Consider the following 545-nt stretch of genomic DNA (forward strand, 5'->3'; position numbering starts at 1 on the left):
GCCCCTGGGTGTGTCCACGGGTGTGAGGAGAGGCGACAGAGTCCGCGATCTGTCCTGTGACCTGGCTCGCACTCCTGGGACGGAACCCGTGAAAACGGCAAACGATCTTCTCCGTTTGCCAGAGTGTGGGCCATCAGACATGCGTTCTTTGCGGGTCCTTCGGTTCGCCCACGACTGTTCCCGGTCAAAGATCCACCCATTCCCCAGGGAGCACGTTCGTGGCAGCCCTCGCGCGCTGGTGTGTCCGGCACCGCCTTGTCGCCGTACTTCTGTGGCTTCTCACCTTCGCGGGCGCCGCCGCCGTCGCATCCGTCGCAGGATCCGCGTACTCGAACGACTATGCGACCCCGGGGACCGAGTCCAGCCGAGCCACCCAGCTCCTCGACGAGGGCTTCCCGCGCCTCGGCGGCGACAGCGACACCATCGTCTGGCACACCACCCACGGCACCGTGCGGGCCGCCGACGTCGAGCAGGCCATGACCCGCACCCTGGACGAGATCGCCGACCTGCCCTCAGTGGCGTCCGTGACCAGCCCGTACGAGGGG

Annotated in this window: 1 pseudogene; it reads left to right on the top strand. The window is 67.3% G+C overall.

Features of this window, described 5'->3' with window-relative positions:
- Positions 1–218: 218 nt before the first annotated feature.
- Positions 219–545, top strand: a pseudogene (locus DSY14_RS28075) (hypothetical protein); the annotation flags it as partial.

This window comes from Nocardiopsis sp. MG754419 (genome assembly GCF_018207095.1).
Taxonomy (GTDB): domain Bacteria; phylum Actinomycetota; class Actinomycetes; order Streptosporangiales; family Streptosporangiaceae; genus Nocardiopsis.